The organism is Corynebacterium faecium (genome assembly GCF_027257105.1).
Lineage (GTDB): Bacteria > Actinomycetota > Actinomycetes > Mycobacteriales > Mycobacteriaceae > Corynebacterium > Corynebacterium lehmanniae.
The window spans coordinates 208,371-228,150 of the sequence record NZ_JAPYJX010000005.1 but is presented as its reverse complement, the minus strand read 5'-3'; the positions used below and the strand labels follow the sequence as shown (position 1 = coordinate 228,150).

The 19,780-nt window shown below is 67.2% G+C and carries 20 protein-coding genes and 1 pseudogene; 7 read left to right on the top strand and 14 right to left on the bottom strand.

Annotated elements, in window-relative coordinates:
• Positions 1-5 precede the first annotated feature (5 nt).
• Positions 6-899 (top strand): tRNA pseudouridine(55) synthase TruB, encoded by an 894-nt coding sequence (gene truB / locus O5O53_RS07380; protein WP_269510477.1) that lies wholly within the window; start codon positions 6-8, stop codon positions 897-899.
• A gap of 41 nt (positions 900-940) precedes the next feature.
• Here the strand turns inward: truB and O5O53_RS07375 are convergent, their stop codons facing one another.
• From O5O53_RS07375 to rimP, 9 genes are all read right to left on the bottom strand, one after another.
• Entirely contained in the window at positions 941-1,603 is a 663-nt protein-coding gene (locus tag O5O53_RS07375; protein ID WP_239356942.1) for a 4'-phosphopantetheinyl transferase family protein, read from the bottom strand.
• Complete coding sequence (locus tag O5O53_RS07370; protein ID WP_269510475.1) at positions 1,603-2,403, bottom strand: metallophosphoesterase family protein; 801 nt, start codon at positions 2,401-2,403, stop codon at positions 1,603-1,605. The genes O5O53_RS07375 and O5O53_RS07370 overlap by 1 nt, the downstream gene beginning before the upstream one ends.
• The gene (locus O5O53_RS07365; protein ID WP_269510471.1) at positions 2,400-3,704 is read right to left on the bottom strand and encodes an MATE family efflux transporter; all 1,305 of its coding nucleotides are present in this window, start codon (positions 3,702-3,704) and stop codon (positions 2,400-2,402) included. Before O5O53_RS07365 ends, O5O53_RS07370 begins: the two co-directional genes overlap by 4 nt.
• Positions 3,705-3,729: 25 nt before the next feature.
• Positions 3,730-4,722 (bottom strand): DHH family phosphoesterase, encoded by a 993-nt coding sequence (locus tag O5O53_RS07360; RefSeq protein ID WP_269510469.1) that lies wholly within the window; start codon positions 4,720-4,722, stop codon positions 3,730-3,732.
• Positions 4,715-5,155, bottom strand: a complete 441-nt coding sequence (rbfA, locus tag O5O53_RS07355) for a 30S ribosome-binding factor RbfA (protein WP_269510467.1) — start codon at positions 5,153-5,155, stop codon at positions 4,715-4,717. Before rbfA ends, O5O53_RS07360 begins: the two co-directional genes overlap by 8 nt.
• A gap of 117 nt (positions 5,156-5,272) precedes the next feature.
• Complete coding sequence (infB, locus tag O5O53_RS07350) at positions 5,273-8,134, bottom strand: translation initiation factor IF-2 (protein ID WP_269510465.1); 2,862 nt, start codon at positions 8,132-8,134, stop codon at positions 5,273-5,275.
• A gap of 105 nt (positions 8,135-8,239) precedes the next feature.
• Positions 8,240-8,572, bottom strand: a complete 333-nt coding sequence (locus tag O5O53_RS07345; RefSeq protein WP_269510463.1) for a YlxR family protein — start codon at positions 8,570-8,572, stop codon at positions 8,240-8,242.
• A gap of 131 nt (positions 8,573-8,703) precedes the next feature.
• Positions 8,704-9,723: a transcription termination factor NusA gene (nusA, locus tag O5O53_RS07340; RefSeq protein WP_269510461.1), complete on the bottom strand. Its 1,020-nt coding sequence runs from the start codon at positions 9,721-9,723 to the stop codon at positions 8,704-8,706.
• Positions 9,720-10,271, bottom strand: a complete 552-nt coding sequence (gene rimP, locus O5O53_RS07335; protein WP_269510459.1) for a ribosome maturation factor RimP — start codon at positions 10,269-10,271, stop codon at positions 9,720-9,722. The genes nusA and rimP overlap by 4 nt, the downstream gene beginning before the upstream one ends.
• A gap of 31 nt (positions 10,272-10,302) precedes the next feature.
• Here rimP and O5O53_RS07330 point away from each other — a divergent pair, with 31 nt between their 5' ends.
• Positions 10,303-11,109 carry a DUF4439 domain-containing protein gene (locus O5O53_RS07330; protein WP_269510457.1) on the top strand — a complete coding sequence of 269 codons (807 nt, stop codon included), beginning with the start codon at positions 10,303-10,305 and terminating at the stop codon, positions 11,107-11,109.
• Here the strand turns inward: O5O53_RS07330 and O5O53_RS07325 are convergent.
• Positions 11,106-12,893 carry a proline--tRNA ligase gene (locus O5O53_RS07325; protein WP_269510455.1) on the bottom strand — a complete coding sequence of 596 codons (1,788 nt, stop codon included), beginning with the start codon at positions 12,891-12,893 and terminating at the stop codon, positions 11,106-11,108. The genes O5O53_RS07330 and O5O53_RS07325 overlap by 4 nt on opposite strands.
• 31 nt (positions 12,894-12,924) lie before the next feature.
• Between O5O53_RS07325 and O5O53_RS07320 the strand changes: the two genes are divergently transcribed.
• The 4 genes and pseudogenes from O5O53_RS07320 to O5O53_RS07305 all read left to right on the top strand — a co-directional run bounded on the left by O5O53_RS07320 (position 12,925) and on the right by O5O53_RS07305 (position 16,319).
• On the top strand, positions 12,925-13,611 hold the full coding sequence (locus tag O5O53_RS07320; protein ID WP_269510451.1) for a YaaA family protein: 687 nt from the start codon (positions 12,925-12,927) through the stop codon (positions 13,609-13,611).
• Between the two features lie 10 nt (positions 13,612-13,621).
• Positions 13,622-14,347 carry a DUF1648 domain-containing protein gene (locus O5O53_RS07315; protein WP_269510448.1) on the top strand — a complete coding sequence of 242 codons (726 nt, stop codon included), beginning with the start codon at positions 13,622-13,624 and terminating at the stop codon, positions 14,345-14,347.
• A gap of 72 nt (positions 14,348-14,419) precedes the next feature.
• Positions 14,420-15,541: an ATP-binding protein gene (locus O5O53_RS07310; RefSeq protein WP_269510446.1), complete on the top strand. Its 1,122-nt coding sequence runs from the start codon at positions 14,420-14,422 to the stop codon at positions 15,539-15,541.
• Between the two features lie 40 nt (positions 15,542-15,581).
• Positions 15,582-16,319, top strand: a pseudogene (locus tag O5O53_RS07305) (NAD-dependent deacylase).
• Here the strand turns inward: O5O53_RS07305 and O5O53_RS07300 are convergent.
• From O5O53_RS07300 to cobA, 4 genes are read right to left on the bottom strand one after another with little or no spacing between them, the layout of a single operon-like run.
• On the bottom strand, positions 16,316-16,570 hold the full coding sequence (locus O5O53_RS07300; RefSeq protein ID WP_269510444.1) for a Txe/YoeB family addiction module toxin: 255 nt from the start codon (positions 16,568-16,570) through the stop codon (positions 16,316-16,318). The pseudogene O5O53_RS07305 and the gene O5O53_RS07300 overlap by 4 nt on opposite strands.
• Positions 16,570-16,821 carry a type II toxin-antitoxin system Phd/YefM family antitoxin gene (locus O5O53_RS07295; protein WP_181888638.1) on the bottom strand — a complete coding sequence of 84 codons (252 nt, stop codon included), beginning with the start codon at positions 16,819-16,821 and terminating at the stop codon, positions 16,570-16,572. The genes O5O53_RS07300 and O5O53_RS07295 overlap by 1 nt, the downstream gene beginning before the upstream one ends.
• 40 nt (positions 16,822-16,861) lie before the next feature.
• Entirely contained in the window at positions 16,862-17,821 is a 960-nt protein-coding gene (locus O5O53_RS07290; protein ID WP_269510442.1) for a class I SAM-dependent methyltransferase, read from the bottom strand.
• Positions 17,805-18,545, bottom strand: a complete 741-nt coding sequence (gene cobA, locus O5O53_RS07285; RefSeq protein ID WP_269510439.1) for a uroporphyrinogen-III C-methyltransferase — start codon at positions 18,543-18,545, stop codon at positions 17,805-17,807. The genes O5O53_RS07290 and cobA overlap by 17 nt, the downstream gene beginning before the upstream one ends.
• Positions 18,546-18,569: 24 nt before the next feature.
• On the opposite strand from cobA, the gene O5O53_RS07280 reads away from it, so the two are divergent.
• A complete protein-coding gene (locus O5O53_RS07280; RefSeq protein WP_269510437.1) occupies positions 18,570-19,775 on the top strand; it encodes a protein adenylyltransferase SelO family protein in 1,206 nt (401 codons plus the stop codon).
• Positions 19,776-19,780 lie beyond the last annotated feature (5 nt).

The window sequence follows — 19,780 nt, the reverse complement described above, 5'->3', positions numbered from 1 at the left end:
GAAGCATGAACGATCCCCTCGCAACCTCCGGAATCGTCGTCGTGGACAAGCCCGCCGGCATGACCAGCCACGACGTTGTCGCACGCCTGCGCCGCCTCTTCGGCACTCGCAAGGTCGGCCACGCGGGCACGCTCGACCCCATGGCAACCGGCGTGCTGGTGGCGGGCATCGAGCGCGGCACGAAGCTGCTGGCCCACCTGGTGGCCGAGAACAAGGTGTACGAAACCACCATCCGACTGGGCGCGTCGACGACAACGGATGATGCCGAGGGCGAGATCGTCGACAAGCATGATGCCTCAGGTGTGACCGACGAGGCGATCCGCGCCGAGGTGGCGAAGCTGACCGGCACGATCATGCAGGTGCCGTCGAAGGTCTCCGCGATCAAGATCGGCGGGCGGCGCGCGCACGAGCTGGTGCGCGCCGGCGAGGAGGTGGACATCCCCGCCCGCGAGGTGACCATCCACGCGTTTGAGTTGGGCGAGATCCGCCGCGCCAGCGAGTTCGTGGACGTCGACGCGCGCGTGCACTGTTCCTCCGGCACCTACATCCGCTCGCTCGGGCGCGACCTCGGCGCCGCCCTCGGTGTCGGGGGGCATTTGATTGCCTTACGACGCTCACGCGTCGGCTCCTTCTCCCTCACCGACGCACGCACCCTCGAACAGCTCGAGGACTCCGCCGAGCTGTCCCTGAGCCTGGACGAGGCCTTGACGCGGGCGTGGCCGGTGCTCGACGTGACTGCCGAGGAATACGACGCCCTGGCCATGGGCAAATGGCTGGAGCCGCGCGGGCTGGAAGGCGTCCACGCGGCGGTGGGCCCGGACGGGCGCGCGGTAGCGCTGGTGAAGGAGAAAGGCAAGCGGCTGGCCACGGTGTTCGTGGCGCGCCCGTCGACGTTGTAGACGGTGTTGGTTGGGCTGCGGTCGCCGTCGCCGCGCCCGCGCTACCGCACGTAGGTGGCCGTGACCACGTAGCCGCAGCGCTCGACCCAGCGGCCCTCAAACAGCGGCACGGGTGCGGGGCGGGCCAACAGCTGGGAGGTGAAGGACCCGTCGGTGCGCAGCTCGATTTCGGCTTCGTCAAAGTCCAGCCAGCGCCGGGTCATCGGGTACCAGCACTTGTAGGTGGCTTCCTTCGCGCAAAACAGGAGGCGGTCCGCCCACGGGTAGCCGTCGGCCTGCAGCCGCTGCACCATCGCGATTTCGGTGGAACTGGCGATGGAACGCAGCACACCGTCCGGGAGCGGCTCGGCGGGTTCCGCGTCCAAGCCCATTGAGTGCACGTGCCGGGTGGAGGCGGCCACGGCGGCGCGCAGCCCGTCAGTATGCGTGAGCGAGCCGGTGAAACCCTCCGGCCACAGCGGCATGCCCCGCTCCCCCCGCAGGATCGCCCCGGCCGATTCGACGCCGAGCTCGCGCAGGGCCTGGTGGGCGCACCAGCGGGCGTCGCCGAACTCGCCTTTGCGCAGGTCCACGGCGGCGCTGACCTCGTTGCGCTCGTCGGGGTGCAGGTGCTCGTAGCGGGTCAGGTCCACGGCGTCGGATGCGTCGTCGGTCAGGTAGAACACGCAGCGTGCCTCGGCAGGGAACAGCGCAACGTCTTGCATCACTGCTCAACCTCCATGACCGGGTACGGGAACGGCTGCGCGGACGGGTGACGCTCCCATTCGCGCGGATAGCCGAGAGACGCTTCGATGTGCTCGATTCCGTCGACAGTTGTCACCCCCGGCATGTGCAGGTGACCGTACACGACCGCTTGCGCGTTGTAGCGCTGGGCCCAGGTTCGCGTGTGCCGGGTGCCGCACCACAGGGCGATGTCGGACCACTGCATGCGCTGCACCGGTTCCTGCACCAAGGGCCAGTGGTTGATCAGGATCGTCGGGCCATTGATGCGGGACAGCCGTTTGGTGGTGTAGGCCAGGCGGTCCCAGCACCAGGCGCGGATGTCCACAAAGGGGGCGATGGCGACCTCGTCGGTCATCACCACGTTGTTCTCGTGGGCCGCGGCGAGCGCCTCCTCCACGGTCAGGTCGCGGGCGCGGAACGAGTAGTCGTAGAGGGTGAACAGCGGGCAGATGGTCACTCCGCCGAAGACCGGGTAGCGGTCCTCCGGGGTGATCACGCCGATCGAACGCATGGCCTGCACCAGCATCGTGTACTTCTCGCGCCCGCGGTGCCTGTCCGCGGAACGGCAGAACAGCTCGTGGTTGCCGGGCACCCACACCACCGTGTCGAAGCGGTTGGCAAGATCTTCCATCACCTGGACGATCAGCTCCGGGCGCTCGGCTACGTCACCCGCGACAATGAGCCAGTCCGACGGGTCGACCGGCTGGATGGCATCGATTTTCGGGCCGTTGCGCTTCACCGCCGCGTGCAGGTCGCTGACGGCCCAGAGCGTGGTGGTCATTCCCCATTCTTACCATCCACGCCAGACACGGCCCACCGCATTGAGCGGAATCTCCACGCCACGCCAATCAACCGCGCCACAACCTGGCCCAGTTGCCCGACCCAGATGCCGGTAAGCCCCCAGCCGAACGCCCCGGAGGCCAGGATGATCGGCAGCGCCACCCCCAATAGCGAGAACAGCGTGAGGTTGCGCAGAAACGCTGCGTCGGCGGCGCCGAGCAGCACGCCGTCGAGGGCGAAGACCGCCCCGCCCACCAGGATCATCCCGATGAGCAGGAACCAGGGAACCCGCAGCGTATCGACGACATCCGAGTCCGACGTGAAGATGCTCTGAATCGGCACAGCGAACACCGCGAACACGGCGGACAGCGCCACCGCGAAGATCATGGAGTACTTCAGCGCCTGCACCCCCACGGCGCGGGCCTCCTTCGCTCCCCCGCGGCCCAGCGCGGAACCGGTCAATGTCTGCGCCGCAATCGCCAGCGAGTCCAGCACGAGCGTGAGGAAATTCCACAGCTGCAGCATGAGCTGGTGCGCCGCCAGCGCCACCACCCCGATCCGGCCGGCCACCGACGCGGCCGCGAGGAGCGAGACCTGGAAGGACAGCGAGCGCAAAATCAGGTCGCGGCCCAGTACGAGCTGGCGTTTGATCACGCCCCAGCGCGGCGCCCAGCTGCCGCCGTACCTGCCGTTTTCACGCACCAGCACCGCCACGAACAGCGTTGCGGTGATGCCCATGCCGATCACGTTGGACACCGCCGAGCCGATCAGCCCGTAGCGCCCCACCAGGATCGGCAGCAAAATCGCGCCGGGGACCAGCCCGCACAGGGTGAGGTAAAACGGCAGCTTGGTGTTTTGCACGCCGCGCATCCAGCCGTTTCCGGCCATGATCATCAGTGTCATCGGCACCGCAAAAACAGCCACGCGCATCCACTGGGCCGCCCGCAGACTCGTGTCGTAATCGCTGGCGAGCGCTTGGGCGAGAGGCTGCGCGAACAGCCCCACAATGAGCGCCAGCAGCGTGCCGACGCCCAAGGCCACCCACGTGGCCTGCACCCCCTCTGCGACAGCCTTGTCTCGCCGGCCGGCGCCGAAGAAGCGCGAGCTGCGCGCCGTGGTGCCGTAGGACAAAAACGTCAGCTGGGTGGTCACCGTGGACTGAATCGCCGCCCCCGCCGCGAGCGCGGCGAGCTCGGCGGTGCCCAGCCGGCCCACCACCGCGGTGTCCAGAAGCAGGTACAGCGGGTTGGCGGCCAGGACGCCGAGCGCGGGGAGGGCGAGCATGAGGATCTCGCGGCCCATTGAACGTTGTGTTGCTGGTTGCGAGTTAGTCATCGGGCTCCGGGAACGCGTCGAGAAGCTGGCGTATGACCTCGTTGCGGGTGCCGGTGGCGGAGTAGCCGGCCGCGGCCCAGTGGCCGCCGCCGCCCAGCTGTTGCGCGACGGCGGAGACATCCACCACCACCGAGCGCAGCGACATCGCCCAGTACTTCGGCGTCTGCTCCTTGAGCACAACGCCGACATCGGTGCCTTCCAGCGAGCGGGAGTAGTCGATGATCGATTCCACCGCCGTCTGGCTCATGCGCGAGTGGATGCCGACTGGAATCGTCAGCACCGCCACGGACAGACCCTTCGTGGGCACGATCTGGGTCTTGGCCAGCACCTCGCCCATCAGCTGCAAGTCCACAGGGCCCATCGTGTCCATCAGGTCGAGGGCAATCTGGCGGGTGTTCAGCCCGTACTCCATCAGCTCCGCGGCGAAGACGTGCATGCGGGGCGTGCCCCAGCGGAAGCTGCCCGTGTCCGTGACCAGGCCGGCGTACAGGCAGTAGGCAATGTCTGGGTCCAAGTCCACGCCGAGGCAGCCCAGCAGCTCGCGGACCATCACGGTGGTGGATTCGCTCTCCACAATCAGGTTCATCCCGCCGAAGCCGGGGTTGGTGTTGTGGTGGTCGATCACGATGACCCGCGAGGGGTCCTCCAAAATCGCCGGCATGAGTGAGCCGGTGCGGTCGGCAGAGGCGCAGTCCACGGTGACCACGAGCCCGTCGTCAGGCAGCGGTGCCCCATAGTGGATGCGGCCCACGCCCGGGATGGTGCGCATGTTCGCCGAGTGCGGCAGAGGCTGGCCGATGTAGACCTGCACGTCCTTGCCCAGCTTCTCCAGCCCGAACGCCAGCGCGCACGCGGAGCCGATCGCGTCCGCGTCCGGCTTGATATGCGCGACCACCGAGATCTTCTCGGCCGCGCGCACACGGGAGGCGGCGGCCTCAAACTGCGCCGCCGCCTCCGGAATGTATACCGGTGCCTGCTTAGACATCGTCACCTGTGCGCTTGTAGGGGTCGCTCTCACCCGCCGGCTTCGCGTTCGCGCGCAGCTTCGCCAGCTCCTCGTCGCGGGCGCGGGCCCGGTTCAGCAGCTCCTCCATGTGCGCGGAAGACTCCGGGACGGTGTCGCGCTCAAAGGCGATCGTCGGGGTGAAACGCACGCTGAGCTGGTCGCCCACGATCTTGCGGATCTGACCGCGGGCGCGGTGCAGCGCCTCTGCCGCCTGGTCGTAATCGGGCTCGTCGTTGATGTCGCGGCCGCGCACCGTGTAGTAGATGGTCGCGTCATGCAGGTCGCCGGTGACGCGGGTGTCGGTGACGGTGACCAGCTCCAAGCGGGGATCTTTCACCTCTCGCTCGATGGCGGAAGCGACGATCGTCTGAATCTGCTTTGCCAGGCGCTGCGCGCGTGGGTTGTCAGCCATGCTCAACTCCTTTGTCCGAAACTTTCAATAGTGTAACCCCCGCCCTGCGCGGGTTCGCGCGGAGCGGGGGTTGGCGTCGTAAAGCAATTGCTTTGCGACGGTTGTCACGCGGCAGTGCTAGTCGCGCGGCACCTCGACCATCTCGTAGGTCTGGATGATGTCGCCCACCTGGATGTCCGGGTAGGACAGCACCATGCCGCACTCGTAGCCCTTGGCCACCTCGTTGGCGTCGTCCTTCTCGCGGCGCAGCGACTCGATGGTCGCGTCCGGGGTGATGACGTTGCCGTCGCGGACCAGGCGCAGCTTCGCGCCGCGCTTGACCTTGCCCTCGGTGACCATGCAGCCGGCGATGAGGCCGACGGAGGAGGCCTTGAAGATCTGGCGGATCTCCGCCTCGCCCAGATCGCGCTCCTCGTAGATGGGCTTGAGCATGCCCTTGAGCGCGTTCTCCACGTCCTCGATGGCCTGGTAGATCACCGAGTAGTAGCGGATCTCCACGCCCTCGGCGTTGGCTTCCTCGGTGGCCTTGCCGTCGGCGCGGACGTTGAAGCCGATGATGACAGCGTCCGATGCCGCCGCGAGGGAGACGTTGGTCTGGGTCACGGCGCCGACGCCGCGGTCGATGATGTTGACCTCGACCTCGTCGTCGATCTCGATCTTGAGTAGCGCCTCTTCCAGGGCCTCCACCGAACCGGCGTTGTCGCCCTTGAGGATGAGGTTGAGCTGGCTCGTCTCCTTGAGCGCCTGATCCAGGTTCTCCAGGGAGACGCGCTTCTTGCTGCGCGCCTGGATCGCCGCACGGTGGCGGGCGTCGCGCTGCGCCGCAATCTGGCGCGCCACGCGGTCGTCGTCCACCACGAGCAGGTTGTCGCCCGGGCCCGGGACACCGTTGAGGCCCTGGACCTGCACCGGGCGGGACGGGCCCGCCTCTTCGACGTCGTTGCCCCACTCGTCGACCATGCGGCGCACGCGGCCGAAGTTGCCGCCGACGACGATGGAGTCGCCGACGCGCAGCGTGCCGCGTTGCACGATGACGGTGGACACCGGGCCGCGTCCGCGGTCCAGGTGGGACTCGATGGCCACACCCTGGGCGTCCATGTCCGGGTTCGCTGTCAGCTCCAGCGCCGCGTCGGCGGTGAGCAGGACGGCCTCCAGCAGGTCGTCGATGCCGGTGCCCTGCTTCGCGGAGATGTCGATGAACATGGTGTCGCCGCCGTACTCCTCCGGCACGAGGCCGTACTCGGTGAGCTGGCCGCGGATCTTGTCCGGCTGCGCCTCCGGCTTATCCACCTTGTTCACGGCAACCACGATCGGCAGGTCCGCCGCCTTGGCGTGGTTGATCGCCTCGACGGTCTGCGGCATCACGCCGTCGTCCGCCGCCACGACCAGGATGGCCAGGTCGGTGGACTTCGCACCGCGGGCACGCATGGCGGTGAACGCCTCGTGGCCCGGGGTGTCCAGGAACGTGATCTTGCGCGGCTGGTCCTCGAGGGTGACCTCGGTCTGGTACGCGCCGATGCCCTGGGTAATACCGCCGGCCTCGCCGCGGCCCACATTGGCGTTGCGGATCGAGTCCAAAAGACGGGTCTTACCGTGGTCGACGTGGCCCATGACGGAGACCACTGGCGGGCGCTGCTCGAGCGCCTCTTCGCCGCCTTCGTCCTCGCCGAACTGCAGGTCGAAGGACTCGAGCAGCTCGCGGTCCTCGTCCTCCGGCGAAACGATCTGCACCTCGTAGTTGATCTCGGCGCCGAGCAGCTGCAGCGTGTCCTCGGAGACAGACTGCGTTGCCGTCACCATCTCACCGAGGTTAAACAGCGCCTGCACGAGCGAGGACGCGTCGGTGTTGATCTTCTCCGCCAAGTCCGACAGGGTCGCGCCCTGACGCAGGCGGACGGTCTTGCCGCCGCCGTCAGGCAGACGAACGCCACCGATGACGTTCGGCTTGTGCATCTCCTCGTACTCGGCCCTCTTCTGGCCCTTGGACTTGCGGCGCTTGCCCGGTGCGCCACCGGGACGGCCAAATGCACCAGCGGTGCCGCCGCGGCGTCCGCCGCGACCGCGGAAACCGCCGCCGCCCGGTCCGCCGAAGCGGGGACCGCCCGGTCCGCCACCACGGCCACGGCCACCGCCGCCACCACGGCCGCGACCGCCTGGAGCGGCCGCCTTGGACGGCATCTGTGTCGGGGACGGACCTGCCGGCATATCAGCCGGGGACGGACGGGAGCCGCCGCCCTGACGAGCGCCGCCGGGACGCGGACCACCCTGGCCGGGACGGCCGCCACCCGAACGCCCGCCACCCGGACGCGGCGGACGCTGGCCACCGCCGGTGTTGGAAGAGAACGGGTTGTTTGCCACACGCGGACGGCCCGGCTTCGGCACCGGACGCGGCATCGCGCCCGGCGTCGGAGCGCCGCCCTTCGCTGCCGGCTTCGGCGCGCCCGGCTTCGCGGCACCGGGCTTCGCGGCACCGGGCTTTGCTGCGCCCGGCTTCGGTGCACCAGGCTTGGCGGCGCCCGGCTTCGGTGCACCGGGTTTTGCTGCGCCCGGCTTCGGCGCACCGGGCTTTGCTGCGCCCGGCTTCGGTGCCGGCTCGCCGCCCGCTGGCTTCGCTGCGCCCGGCTTCGGGGCGCCCGGAACCGGCTTCGCCGTAGCCGGCTTGCTCTCCGCCGGCTTGGCCGGCTTCTCGCCCGCCGGCTTCGGGGAGGCAGGCTTCGGCGCCGCAGCCTTCGCGCGATTCTGGCCCGGCTTCTTCAGCGGCGGCTTCTTCGGCGCAGCCTCGGCCTTCTTGTCGTCGGCAGCATCGTCGCCGCCGGCCTGCTTGGCGTAGTGCGCCTTCATCTTCTTCACGACGGGCGGCTCGATGGTCGACGACGCCGTCTTCACAAACTCGCCCTGCTCCTTGAGCGTGGCGAGCAGTTCCTTACTTGTTACGCCGAGCTGTTTAGCCAACTCGTGAACGCGTAGCTTTCCGGACACGTATCTCCTCTTCGTTGTTGCTAGGAGCAGTGCCCTTCCGGCTACCTGCCCCTAGACGTGGTCAGTGACATTCATCGCTGATGCTGCTTCATGGTTGCGTACTCATCAGTGTTCAGTCTTTCCTTTTTCGTCTGGGTCTTTTACTTCGTCGCAGTTGCTTTGCGACGACGCAAGGTACGTACGTACATGACCTAGGTCCACCGCAGTGGACAGACGGAGCGCCCGCCCGAAGGCACGGCGTTGTTCCGCCAGCTCGACCGCATCCATGGAGGGCGTGATCCACGCTCCCCGGCCAGGAAGTTTCCTGCCCGGGTCCGCGAGCACACGCCCTGGCACGTCCGGATCGGCGACGACCCGCAGCAGCTGGGTATCCGGCTGCGCGGTGCGGGTGGCGATGCAGGTTCGGGTGCGGATCGGCTGCTTGCGGGCAACACCCATCCGCGTCCCTTCCTTTCTCGCGTTTATCGTCGCCGCACCTGAACGTGCGGACACAAAAGCCGTATAACACTGTACGCCAAAACCCGCTGGATCTATATTTCCAGCGGGTTTCCTGGTTACAGCGGTGTTATTTACTCGGCCGCGTCAGCGTCGGAGCGGATGTCGATCTTCCAGCCCGTCAGACGAGCCGCGAGCCGGGCGTTCTGGCCTTCCTTGCCGATGGCCAGCGACAGCTGGTAGTCCGGCACCGTCACGCGGGCCGACTGGGCCTCCAGGTCCAGCACCTCCACTGCGACCACCTTCGACGGAGCGAGGGAGTTGCCCACATACTTCGCGGGATCCTCGTCCCAGTCGATGATGTCGATCTTCTCGCCGCCGAGCTCGGACATGATGTTGGTGACGCGCGCGCCGCGCGGGCCGATGCAGGCGCCCTTGGCGTTGACGCCCTTGACGGAGGCCCGCACCGCCACCTTGGAGCGGTGGCCTGCCTCTCGCGCGATGCCGACGATCTCCACGGAACCGTCCGCAACCTCCGGCACCTCGAGCGCGAACAGGCCGCGCACCAGCTCCGGGTGGGTGCGCGACAGGTTCACCTGCACGCGCTTGTCGCCCTTGTTCACGCCCACGACGTAGGCCTTGATGCGGTCGCCGTGCTTGAGCTTTTCGCCCGGAATCTTCTCCGCCGGCAGCAGGATGCCGTCCTGCGGGTCTGCCTCGGTGCCCAGCTGGACGATGTTCAGACCGCGGGCCTCCGCCTGCGCGTCGCGCTGCACGATGCCGGAGACCACCTGGCCCTCGAAACCGGAGTACTCGTCGTAGACACGGCCGGCTTCCGCCTGGCGCAGGCGGCCCTTGATGGCGTCGCGCACAGCGACGGAGCCGATGCGGGAGAAGTTCACCGGGGTGTCGTCATGCTCGGAGACGACCTCCCCTTCGGCATCCAGCTCGCTGACGATGACGGCGACGTCGCCGGTTTCAGTGTCGATGTCGACGCGCGCCTTGGACTTGTCATCCCCGTTCGCCCCGGCATCCCCCTCCTTGAACTCGCGGTAGGAAAACAGCAGTGCATTCGCGATGGTCGCCAGCAAATCCTCCATGGCGATCCCCTGCTGTTCCTCGATCGCCTTCAGCGCGTTCAAGTCGATATTCACTTGTGTTCCTTTCCTTCCGCCGCAGCGGCCTCAAGCTCTTCAAACGCCCGATCCGCCAGCTCCGTTTCGGCTGCCGGCGGGGCATTGAATTCAATTTCTACCACTGCGCCCGACAATTCAGAAACTGGCGAAACGCGAACCTCCTCCCCCTTTTTCGTCGCACGCACCAGCGCCACCTGAGTCTCCTCCGCGTCGAGCGGGCCTACGCGCCACTGCTCCCCGCCCACCTTGACCTTGCGTCCGCGGTTGCGGCGGAAGTGCCGCGCCTCGGTCAACGGCAGGTCCACGCCCGGAGTGGTCAGCTCCAGGGTGTAGCCCGCGCCGAAGCTGACCTCACCACGTTCCTCGGCGTCGTCGAAAAGCGTCGAGAGCTCCTTGGACACCTCCTCGAGGTCATCGAGTGTCGGATGATCGTCCGAATCCAGAGCGATGACCACCTGCGACTTCTTGCCCGCCTTGACCGTGCGGATCTTCTCAATGTCCATGCCGTAGGTGCGCGCAACCGGTTCAACCATGCGCTCGATTACCTCGTTCGTGGGAAAAGCCATGCCGACCAACCTAGCGTGTAACGTGCAGCGCGTGAAGAAACTCCTCCTGCTGCCCGCCGCCGCGCTTTTGCTCACCAGCTGCACCGTGATGGACGTCGTGGGTCCACGCGCGAACGGCGAGATCATGGCGCTGGCCAAGCAGGCCTCCGCCGACTGGGTTTTCGGGGACCCCGCGCGGGAACAGTGGCGCGAGATGCGCCAGAAGCAGAGCGAGGAGCTGAAAGAGGAAGCGCTTCGTTTGTGCGGCCTGGACGCGCAAGGGCAAACGCCCGCCTCGTGCGACGTCAGCTACGGCGACACCGACCTGCCCGCCGAAGGTAATGCGTCTGCGGTGCTCGAGCACACCGTCGCCGCCGCCGACAAGGTGCCGGAAGAGTCCGTGGACCTCATCGTCGCCCAGGCTATCGACGCACTCACGCTCTCCCCCGTCAACCTCGAGCCCGTCACCGAGACAGTGTCGGACGCCGCAGACACTGAAGCGGCACGCGACATGCTCGCGCGGGAAAACGCCGTCTACTACGGGCTTGGCCTCGCGCTCGCCTACGCCGATGCCGACCTGCGTGAACGCGTCGGCGAGCTGCGCGAGGCATCCCACGAGCGCACCGCGGCACTGACTCGCGTGCTGGACATCGCCGACGGCGAGTCCCTGGTCCCCGCCGCCGGCTACGAGTTCGCCGAGGGCTACAGCGAGCCCGCAAACACAGAAGAGGCCGCCCAGCTGGTCAAAACCATGCAGAGCGACCTAGTCGCGCAGTGGCGCTACGCCGCCGCGCACGCGGAATCGGCGACCTGGCGCGGAGACGCCATCAGGCTGGCCGCCCACGCCCAGCGGGTCTAGCCGAGGCGCTCGGCGACGAGCTCCTGCACCTTTGCCACGATCTCGTCGGCCGGGACCTCCAGTGTCTCGCCGCCGCGGATCCGCAGCTCCACCACGCCGTCGGCGAACGCGCGGCCGAGAATGACGATGAACGGCATGCCCAAAAGCTCGGCGTCCTTGAACTTCACGCCCGGGGAGACCTTTGGTCGGTCGTCGAAAAGCACTTCGAGCCCGGCGTCGGACAGCTCGGCCGCGATGCGGTCGCCCGCCTCGAGGGCGGCGGCGTCCTTGTTCGCCACCGCGACGTGCACCTGGAACGGGGCGATCTCCACCGGCCAGACCAGGCCCTTGTCGTCGTGGCGCTGCTCAGCGATCACCGCGAGCATGCGGGAGATGCCGATGCCGTAGGAGCCCATGGTGGGCACGGCGCGCTTGCCGTTTTCGTCCAGGATCTGCACGTCCATAGCCTCGGTGTACTTGCGGCCGAGCTGGAAGATGTGGCCCAGCTCGATGCCGCGAGCGAGTTCGACGGTGCCGTTGCCGGACGGCGACGGGTCGCCGGCCTTAATCTCGGCGGCCTCGATGAAGCCGTCGACGGTGAAGTCGCGGCCGGCGACCAGGCCCACCACGTGCTTCTGCGGGGCGTCCGCGCCGGTGATCCAGGCGGTGCCGTCCACCACGCGGGGGTCCGCCAGCACGCGCACGCCGTTGGCCGCGAGCGCGCGGGGGCCGACGTAGCCCTTGACCAAAAAGTCGTTCTTGGCAAAGTCCTCGTCGCTGGCCAGCTCGAACGTGGCGGGCTCAAGCGACGCCTCGAGGCGTTTCTCGTCCAGCTCGCGGTCGCCCGGAATGAGCACGCCGACCAGCTGCGGGCCGACCGGCTCGCCGTCCTCATCCACCTGACGCGGGTCGTTGACCTTCACCATCATGCATTTGAGGGTGTCGGCGGCTTCGGCGGAGCGGCCGTCGATAAGCACGCCAGCCCCCTGCGCCCACTCCACGAGCGCCGCGATGGTCTCGGACGCAGGGGTGTCGTGCTCGACCGCCTCCGGCAGCCCCTCAATCGAGCGCGGCTCGGGCGCGACCGTGGTCACGGCCTCGACGTTCGCCGCGTAATCGCCCGCGGTGGAGACGACGAAGGTGTCCTCGCCGTTGTCGGAGTACGCCAAAAACTCCTCGGACGCGGAACCGCCCATGGCGCCGGAGGTGGCCTTGCAGATCTCGTAGCGCAGGCCCACGCGGTCGAAGATGCGCTGGTAGGCGGCGCGGTGGTTGGCGTAGGACTGGTCCAGCCCCTCATCCGACATGTCGAAGGAGTAGCTGTCCTTCATCACAAACTCGCGCCCGCGCAGAATGCCGGCACGCGGACGCGCCTCGTCGCGGTACTTGGTCTGGATCTGGTACAGCGTGACCGGGAAGTCCTTGTAGGAGGAGTACAGGTCCTTCACCGCGGTGGTGAACATCTCCTCGTGCGTGGGGCCAAGCAGCATGTCCGCGCCCTTGCGGTCCTTCAGGCGGAACAGGTCGTCGCCGTACTCCGCCCAGCGGTTGGTGGCCTCGTACGGCTCGCGCGGCAGCAGCGCCGGGAAGAGCAGTTCCTGGCCGCCCATGGCGTCCATCTCTTCGCGCACCACGCCTTCGATCTTGCGCAGCGCGCGCAGGCCCAGCGGCAGCCAGGAGTACACGCCCGGCGCGGCGCGGCGCACATAGCCTGCGCGCACCAGCAGCTTGTGGCTGGGCACCTCGGCATCGGCGGGATCTTCGCGCAGTGTGCGCAGGAACAGCGTGGACAGGCGTGTAATCATGGTTTGGCAGTTTACCGCTAGGGTTTTGCGCATGCTGATCGTGCTCCCGCCTTCTGAGACCAAAGCCCGCGGCGACACCAACGCCGCCATGCAGCTGTCGTTTCCCTCGCTCGATCCGGTGCGCGCTTTGCTTATCGACATCCTCACGGCCACCGACGTGGACGCCCAAATGCGTGAGCTGAAAATCCCCGCCGGCAAGCGCGCGGAGGCCGAGGAGAACCGAGAGTTGCGCACGGCTCCGGTGATGCCGGCGATCCAGCGCTACACGGGCGTGCTGTACGACGCCCTCGACGCTCTGTCCCTGCCCGATGAGGCTCTGTCCCGCCTGGCCGTGGGCTCCGCGCTGTTCGGGGTGGCGCGCGCAGGCGATCTGATCCCCCGCTACCGCGTTTCCGGCGGCTCCAAGGTCGGCGGGAAGACCATGAAGGCGTGGTGGGGCACCTCGGTCACGGATGTGCTTGGTGAGCAGGGGTTCGTGGTGGACATGCGCTCCGGCGCCTACCAGCAGCTCGGGCCGGTGCCGGGGTCGGTGACCGTGCGCGTGGAGCAGGCCGACACCGGCAAGGTGGTCAGCCACTTCAACAAGCAGTACAAGGGTGAGCTGGCCCGCGCGCTGGCGCCTCACGACGCCACGTCCGCCGACGACGTCGCCGACATCGCTTCCGCCGCCGGGTTCGACGTTGCGGTCGACGGCACGCTGCTCACAATGCGTGTGTAGGTTGAGCTCCATGCCCGCCCACTACCGTCGCTACGCCCTGGCCGCGCTGATCTACGCCGCCGGGTTCGCCTACATCCTGCTGCGTTGGGACGCCATCCCCGACCCTGTGACGGTGCACATCGGCCCCACCGGCGAGGCGGACGGCTTCGCACCGAAGACGCTGCTCAGCACAACCCTGGTGATGATCATCGGCATCGCGGTAACGCTGATCCTGCCGCTGTTTCTGCCGCCGAGATCGCTTGCCCGCCACACCGTCGAGGTCCCCGCCGAGGGCGCGCTGCCGTTTTCGGAGACGGCGGCCCGGCGCGTCGAGAAGCTTTGCGACGCCTCCGTAGACGTCGTCTCCAAAATAATCCTCGCGATGGCCACACTGTTCGCGGTGATGAACATTGCCATGGTCGTGCCGGACGTGAGTCTGCCGTTCTGGCTGGAGATTGTGCTCTGGATCGGCTTCATCATCTATGTGGTGGTGATCGGCATGCGCGTGACCTCAAAAAAGGACGGGATCGAACCGGACGCGGACGAACAGGCCCGCAACGAGCAGTTGCGCTACCAGGGCGGCATGGGCACCTATTCGGCGCCGAACGACCCTATGGTCGCCGCGGCGCTGCCGTCGAACCCGGGCAAGATCGCGGTGAACACCGCCCACGCGCCGGGCAAGCGCTACTTGCGGCGGGTGGTGGTCGGCATAGCTTTGATCCCCGTAGTGTGCGTGGCGCTCTCTTTTGCGGTCTAGTAATTTATCGGTTTATCGGTTTATCGGCCGAGTGGAATTTATCGGTTTATCGGTTGCGCTATGCTGACCAGCATGAACAATCCTTTTCGCCCGACCTTCGGTGCAAGCCCGCTTGTTTGGGCGGGTCGCGCGACCGTGCTGACCAATTTCGAGAGAGCCATTTCGGGTTCGGCCGGTAACCCAGACCGGTCGATACTCATCTCGGGGTCAAGGGGTATCGGCAAGACAGTGCTCCTTACCGAGCTCAAAGATATCGCAGCTCGCCACGGCTGGATCGTGCTCCGCGCTTCGGCACGGGAGAAGATCGCAGAATCGCTCATCCAGTCCGCTATCCCCGAAGCGATTAACCGGCTGTCCCCTCCGCAACGACGCCAGATTACCGGCGTTTCCGTTGCCGGCATCGGGTCGGTGCGCACAGAGGTGGAGTCACGTGATCCCGTGCCGAGACTGACCACGCAGCTCCGGGAGCTCATCTCCCTTCTCCGCGGCACTGGAGTGCTCATCACCATCGATGAGGTGCAGGACGCCTCACCGGAAGACCTCACACAGGTCGCGGTGGCGTACCAAGATCTGGTTCGTGACGATCTCCCCGTCGCCGTCGCGATGGCCGGCCTGACCCACGGGATCAATACTCTGCTCGATCTGCCCGGCGCGACGTTTCTCCGCCGCGCCCGCCACTACGAACTCGGCCCGCTCACGCTGGAGGACGCAAACGTTGCGCTTACTGAGACGGCCCGCGACGGCGGCAGGACTTTCAACGACGCGCAGCGGGCAGCGGAGTTCAGCAAGGGCTACCCCTACCTCGTGCAGCTGCTCGGCTTCTTGTCTTGGGAGGCCGCGGACGAACTCGGGCTCGACAGCATCGATGCCCACGCGGTTTCAGCGGCGATTCCGCGCACGCTTGAACGCCTGGGCGTCCAAGTCCTCCAGCCAGCGCTCAGAGATCTCCCACCCCGGCAGATGGAGTACCTGCGGGCGATGGCCAAGATCGAGGACGAGACCGGCTCAACCGAGATCGCCACTTCGGCACTAGCGGAGGCCCTCGGCCGACCAGCCACTTCGCTTTCCGACATTCGTGCCCGCCTGATCGAACGCGACCTGATCACCCCCGCGGGCTGGGGCCTCATCGAGTTCGCTCAGCCGTATCTGGGCCAGTACCTGCTCGACCGCGGACGGCCTCAGCGGATCAGCTAAGACGCTTCATCTCCCATCTCACGCAGGTACCGTCGCACTCATGACAGCCTCTACCACCATCGACACCGCCCGCGCCCTTATCGCCGACGCCTCCCACATCGAGGTCTTCACCGGCGCCGGCATGAGCGCCGACAGCGGCATCGCCACTTACCGCGACGCCCAGACCGGCCTGTGGGAGAACGTGGACCCGCAGGACATGGCGTCCATCGACGCGTAGCGCGACGACCCGGACACCATGTTCGCCTGGTACCTCTGGCGCGCCCACCTCGCGCAGCAGGCGGAGCCGAACGCGGGCCACGCCGCCGTCGCCAAGTCGCCGAAGACCACGGTAACCACCCAAAACATCGACAACCTCCACGAGCGCGCAGGCAGCAAGGGGGTCGTCCACCTGCACGGTTCGCTGTTCGACTTTCGCTGTTCGCTTTGCGACGAGAACTTCGCCCAGCCCATCGATCTCCCCAAAGAACCCGTGACAGCAATTACTCCCCCGGCTTGCCCGGAATGCGGAGGCCCAGTGCGCCCCGGCGTGGTCTGGTTCGGCGAGGCGTTGCCTGAAGCCGAGTGGAGGGAAGCGGAGCGCCGCATGCGCACCGCTGACGCGCTGGTGATCGTGGGCACCTCCGGGGTGGTCTACCCCGCCGCCGGCCTGCCGCTGATGGCGCACGCCCGCGAGATCCCCATCATCGAGGTCACCCCCATGCGCACCGACCTGTCGCACCTGGCCGACGTGGTCATCGAGGACACCGCCGCCAACGCGCTGCCTGCTCTTCTGGGCTAGTAGTGATAGCGGACCTGCAGGATTACCAGATCGCCATCTGCGAGCATGTAAACCAACCGGTGTTCTTGGGTAATACGCCTTGACCAGGCACCATCCGCTCCATATTTCAACGGTTCAGGCTTACCAATCCCTTCGAAAGGATCTCGCAGCGTATCACGGAGAAGCTGATTCACGCGCTTCAGCATCTTCCTATCAGTGGTTTGCCAATAGAGGTAGTCGCTCCACGCATCGGCAGTCCAAACGAGGCGCATTACTCATCCAGATCGAGATCATGCTCAACGAACTTGCCGTTGAGGGCATCCTCATAGGACCGAGTCAACCTGCGCCTGTTCTCCCGCGATTTAAACAGGTAAGCGGTCTCTACCCATGACTCATAATCTTCTGCTGCCATGAGCACGGCATTGCCATTGCGCGACACAATTTCAACCGCGTCGCGGTCGTTGTTCACACGCTCGATGAGCGGATATAAGGTCCGGCGAGCTTCCGATGCACTGATGGACATTTGCCCCTCCTTTATGTGGTACCACAAAACGGTACCACATTTACGAGCTGGCGCGGAGCACCGTGAAGGTCCTATCGCGCGCGACCTGCTCCACGGACGCGAAGCGACGCTCCACCTCGCCGCGGTAGCGCAAGTGCGAGTTGTGCACCAGGTACAGCGCCCCGCCGGGGGCGAGCAAACGCACGGAGGCGTCGAGGAGGTGCTGCACTAACGTGGCGTCGACGGTGGTGCCGTCGTGGAACGGCGGGTTCAGCGCGATTGTGTCGAAGGACGCGTCCGGCAATCGGGAGCCGGCGTCATCCCACGTCGCCTCCAGCCCGATGGCGCGGGCGGAGAGCACCGCATCGGCGTCCGCGTCCGTGGCGACGCCGCCCAAGCCCCGGGTGACGGAGCCGTTGCCGCAGCCCAGGTCGAGAAGCCGGCCGGGCTCGGCGGGCAGGCAGGAGCGAAGCAGCTCCCCGCCCCGGTCCGGTTTTGCGCCGGAGAAAACTCCGCCGACGGCGACGAGGCCGTCGTAAAGCAATGGCTCATACGACACCTCGCGGGGGCCGGAGGCGACCAGGCAGCGAAACTTGCCGCGGCCGAGCGAGGCGGCAACTTCTTCGAACGACTCCCCCAACGTCGCGTTCATGCTGCGTGCGAGGTGTTTATTGTTCGCGCCGAGCACGAGGCGCACTTCGTCGAAGCCTGCGCCCGCGATAGAACGCGCCAGGTAATCCAGCCGCGCCAGGGACTTCGGCATCTCTCCGACCGCAACGGCAGCCCCGGTCGCGCCGGCGAGGTACTCGTCCAGGCGCACGTCCCCGGCCACCTCGGCGCCGAGCGACCGGGCCTGCTGGCTGCGCGTGTAGTCCGAGTCGCAGAACAGCACGGGCGCGCCCGTCGCGACCGCCGCGCGGGTCAGGTCCAGGGTCGGGTCGTGGCAGATGAGCACTGTCCTTTGACCACTGTCAGCCGCGCCGAAGGCGACATCCCAGATCAAGCTATCCAGCGTGCGCAAGGCCTGCGACCTCCCCCACCACGTACACGGCCGGCGCCGCGACGCCTTCGGCCTCCATCACGTCGGCCAAGGTCGCCGCGGTGGCGAAGTACACGCGCTGCGCGTCCGTCTCGCCCTCCTGGATCACGGCGGCGGGCGTGTCCCCGGACAACCCGGCCTCCACCAGCGCCGCCGTGATCGCGCGCACGTTGCGCACGCCCATCACCACCACGATCGTGCCACCGACGCGAGCGAGGGCACCCCAGTCCACCAGCGACTTCTCGTGGCCGGGCGGCAGGTGCCCGGAGACCACCGTGAACGCGTGCGTCACCCCGCGCTGCGTCACCGGCACCGAAGCGGCGGCCGGCACGGACACCGCCGAGGTCACGCCCGGCACCACCGAGCACTCCAGCCCGGCAGCCGCGCACGCCTGCAGCTCCTCGAAGCCGCGGCCGAACACGTACGGGTCGCCGCCTTTGAGCCGGACCACGTGCTTGCCGGCGCGCCCAAACTCCACGAGCATCTCGTTGATCCGCTCCTGCGCCACCTGCCTCGCGTACGGCAGCTTCGCCACGTCCACGACCTCTTTGCCGGTCAGGTCCAGAAAGCCCTCCAGCTCGGCGGAGGGGCCGAGGTGGTCGGCGAGGATGACGTCGGCAGCCTCGAGGGCGCGCAGTCCGCGGATGGTCAGCAGGTCCCACGCGCCTGGGCCGCCGCCTACGAGTGTGATGTGGCCGGTAGTCATAGCCAATCAGTTTAGGGTGGAGCCATGAATCAACCCCAGCTCGCCCACACGCTCGCAGACACCCTGCCGGAGCTCGCGCACGCGGAGCCCGGCACGGAGTTTGAGAACCCGCAGCTTGTCGCGCTCAATGAGCCGCTTGCAAAGGAGCTCGGCCTCGATGTTGCGTGGCTCAAGTCTGATGACGGCCTCAAGTTCCTCTCCGGCTCCCACGGCGGCCACGCCATGGCGTACGCGGCGCACCAGTTCGGCCAGTTCGTGCCATTGCTTGGCGACGGCCGCGCCCTGCTGCTCGGCGACACCGCCGGGCATGAGATCCAGCTCAAGGGCTCAGGCTTGACCGCGTTTTCGCGCCCGGGCACGGACGGGGTGGGGGCGATCGGGCCGATGCTGCGCGAGCACCTCGTCTCCACGTTCATGCATGCGGTCGGCGTGCCTACCACCCGCTCGCTTGCGGTGCTGTCCACCGGCGGCACCGTGATCCGCCAAAACGGCGCGGTCCCCGGCGGGATCGTGGTGCGCGTGGCGAAGAGCCACCTGCGCGTGGGCACGGTGCAGTACGCGGCGACACAGTCGGAGGAGCTGACGCAGAAGGTCGTCGCCGCCGCCGGCTTCGCAGATGCCGAGGAGATGCTGCGCACCGTCACCCGCCGCCAGTTCGACCTGGTGGCGCACTGGATGCGCCTGGGGTTTGTCCACGGGGTGATGAACACCGACAACGTGGCACTGTCGGGCGAGACCATCGACTACGGTCCGTGCGCGTTCACCGAACGTTTCGACGGCACCGCGAGCTTCTCCTCTATCGACCGCCAGCGACGCTACGCCTTTGGCAACCAGCCCAACATCATCGCGTGGAACATGGCGCGGCTAGCGGAGGCGCTCTATCCGCTGCTCGGCGCGAAGAAGGTCGACGAGTACGTCAAAACCGTCCAACCAGCCTGGGACGAGGCGTGGGCGAAGTGGATCGGAGGCGACCACGACGGGCTCAACGCGGCCGCCGACATCACCACCTACAACCGCGAGCACGGCATCAACGGTGCGCCAGGGCCCATTTTCATCCCCCGCAACCAGATGCTGCAGGAGGCTATCGACGCCGCCGAGCTCCGCGGCGACTACACCGCGTACAACGAGCTGCTCGCCGCGGTGAGCGACCCGTACAACGAAAAGGCCGGGCCCGAATGGATGGCCCGGCCTGAGGGGCAGCTGCCCTACGTCACCTTCTGCGGGACGTAAACGCT

Coding starts and splice junctions, on each gene's coding strand:
- truB (WP_269510477.1), top strand. CDS start 6: ATGAACGATCCCCTCGCAACCTCCGGAATCGTCGTCGTGGACAAGCCC.
- O5O53_RS07375 (WP_239356942.1), bottom strand. CDS start 1,603: ATGCAAGACGTTGCGCTGTTCCCTGCCGAGGCACGCTGCGTGTTCTAC.
- O5O53_RS07370 (WP_269510475.1), bottom strand. CDS start 2,403: ATGACCACCACGCTCTGGGCCGTCAGCGACCTGCACGCGGCGGTGAAG.
- O5O53_RS07365 (WP_269510471.1), bottom strand. CDS start 3,704: ATGGGCCGCGAGATCCTCATGCTCGCCCTCCCCGCGCTCGGCGTCCTG.
- O5O53_RS07360 (WP_269510469.1), bottom strand. CDS start 4,722: ATGTCTAAGCAGGCACCGGTATACATTCCGGAGGCGGCGGCGCAGTTT.
- rbfA (WP_269510467.1), bottom strand. CDS start 5,155: ATGGCTGACAACCCACGCGCGCAGCGCCTGGCAAAGCAGATTCAGACG.
- O5O53_RS07345 (WP_269510463.1), bottom strand. CDS start 8,572: ATGGGTGTTGCCCGCAAGCAGCCGATCCGCACCCGAACCTGCATCGCC.
- rimP (WP_269510459.1), bottom strand. CDS start 10,271: ATGGCTTTTCCCACGAACGAGGTAATCGAGCGCATGGTTGAACCGGTT.
- O5O53_RS07325 (WP_269510455.1), bottom strand. CDS start 12,893: ATGATTACACGCCTGTCCACGCTGTTCCTGCGCACACTGCGCGAAGAT.
- O5O53_RS07320 (WP_269510451.1), top strand. CDS start 12,925: ATGCTGATCGTGCTCCCGCCTTCTGAGACCAAAGCCCGCGGCGACACC.
- O5O53_RS07315 (WP_269510448.1), top strand. CDS start 13,622: ATGCCCGCCCACTACCGTCGCTACGCCCTGGCCGCGCTGATCTACGCC.
- O5O53_RS07310 (WP_269510446.1), top strand. CDS start 14,420: ATGAACAATCCTTTTCGCCCGACCTTCGGTGCAAGCCCGCTTGTTTGG.
- O5O53_RS07300 (WP_269510444.1), bottom strand. CDS start 16,570: ATGCGCCTCGTTTGGACTGCCGATGCGTGGAGCGACTACCTCTATTGG.
- O5O53_RS07295 (WP_181888638.1), bottom strand. CDS start 16,821: ATGTCCATCAGTGCATCGGAAGCTCGCCGGACCTTATATCCGCTCATC.
- cobA (WP_269510439.1), bottom strand. CDS start 18,545: ATGACTACCGGCCACATCACACTCGTAGGCGGCGGCCCAGGCGCGTGG.
- O5O53_RS07280 (WP_269510437.1), top strand. CDS start 18,570: ATGAATCAACCCCAGCTCGCCCACACGCTCGCAGACACCCTGCCGGAG.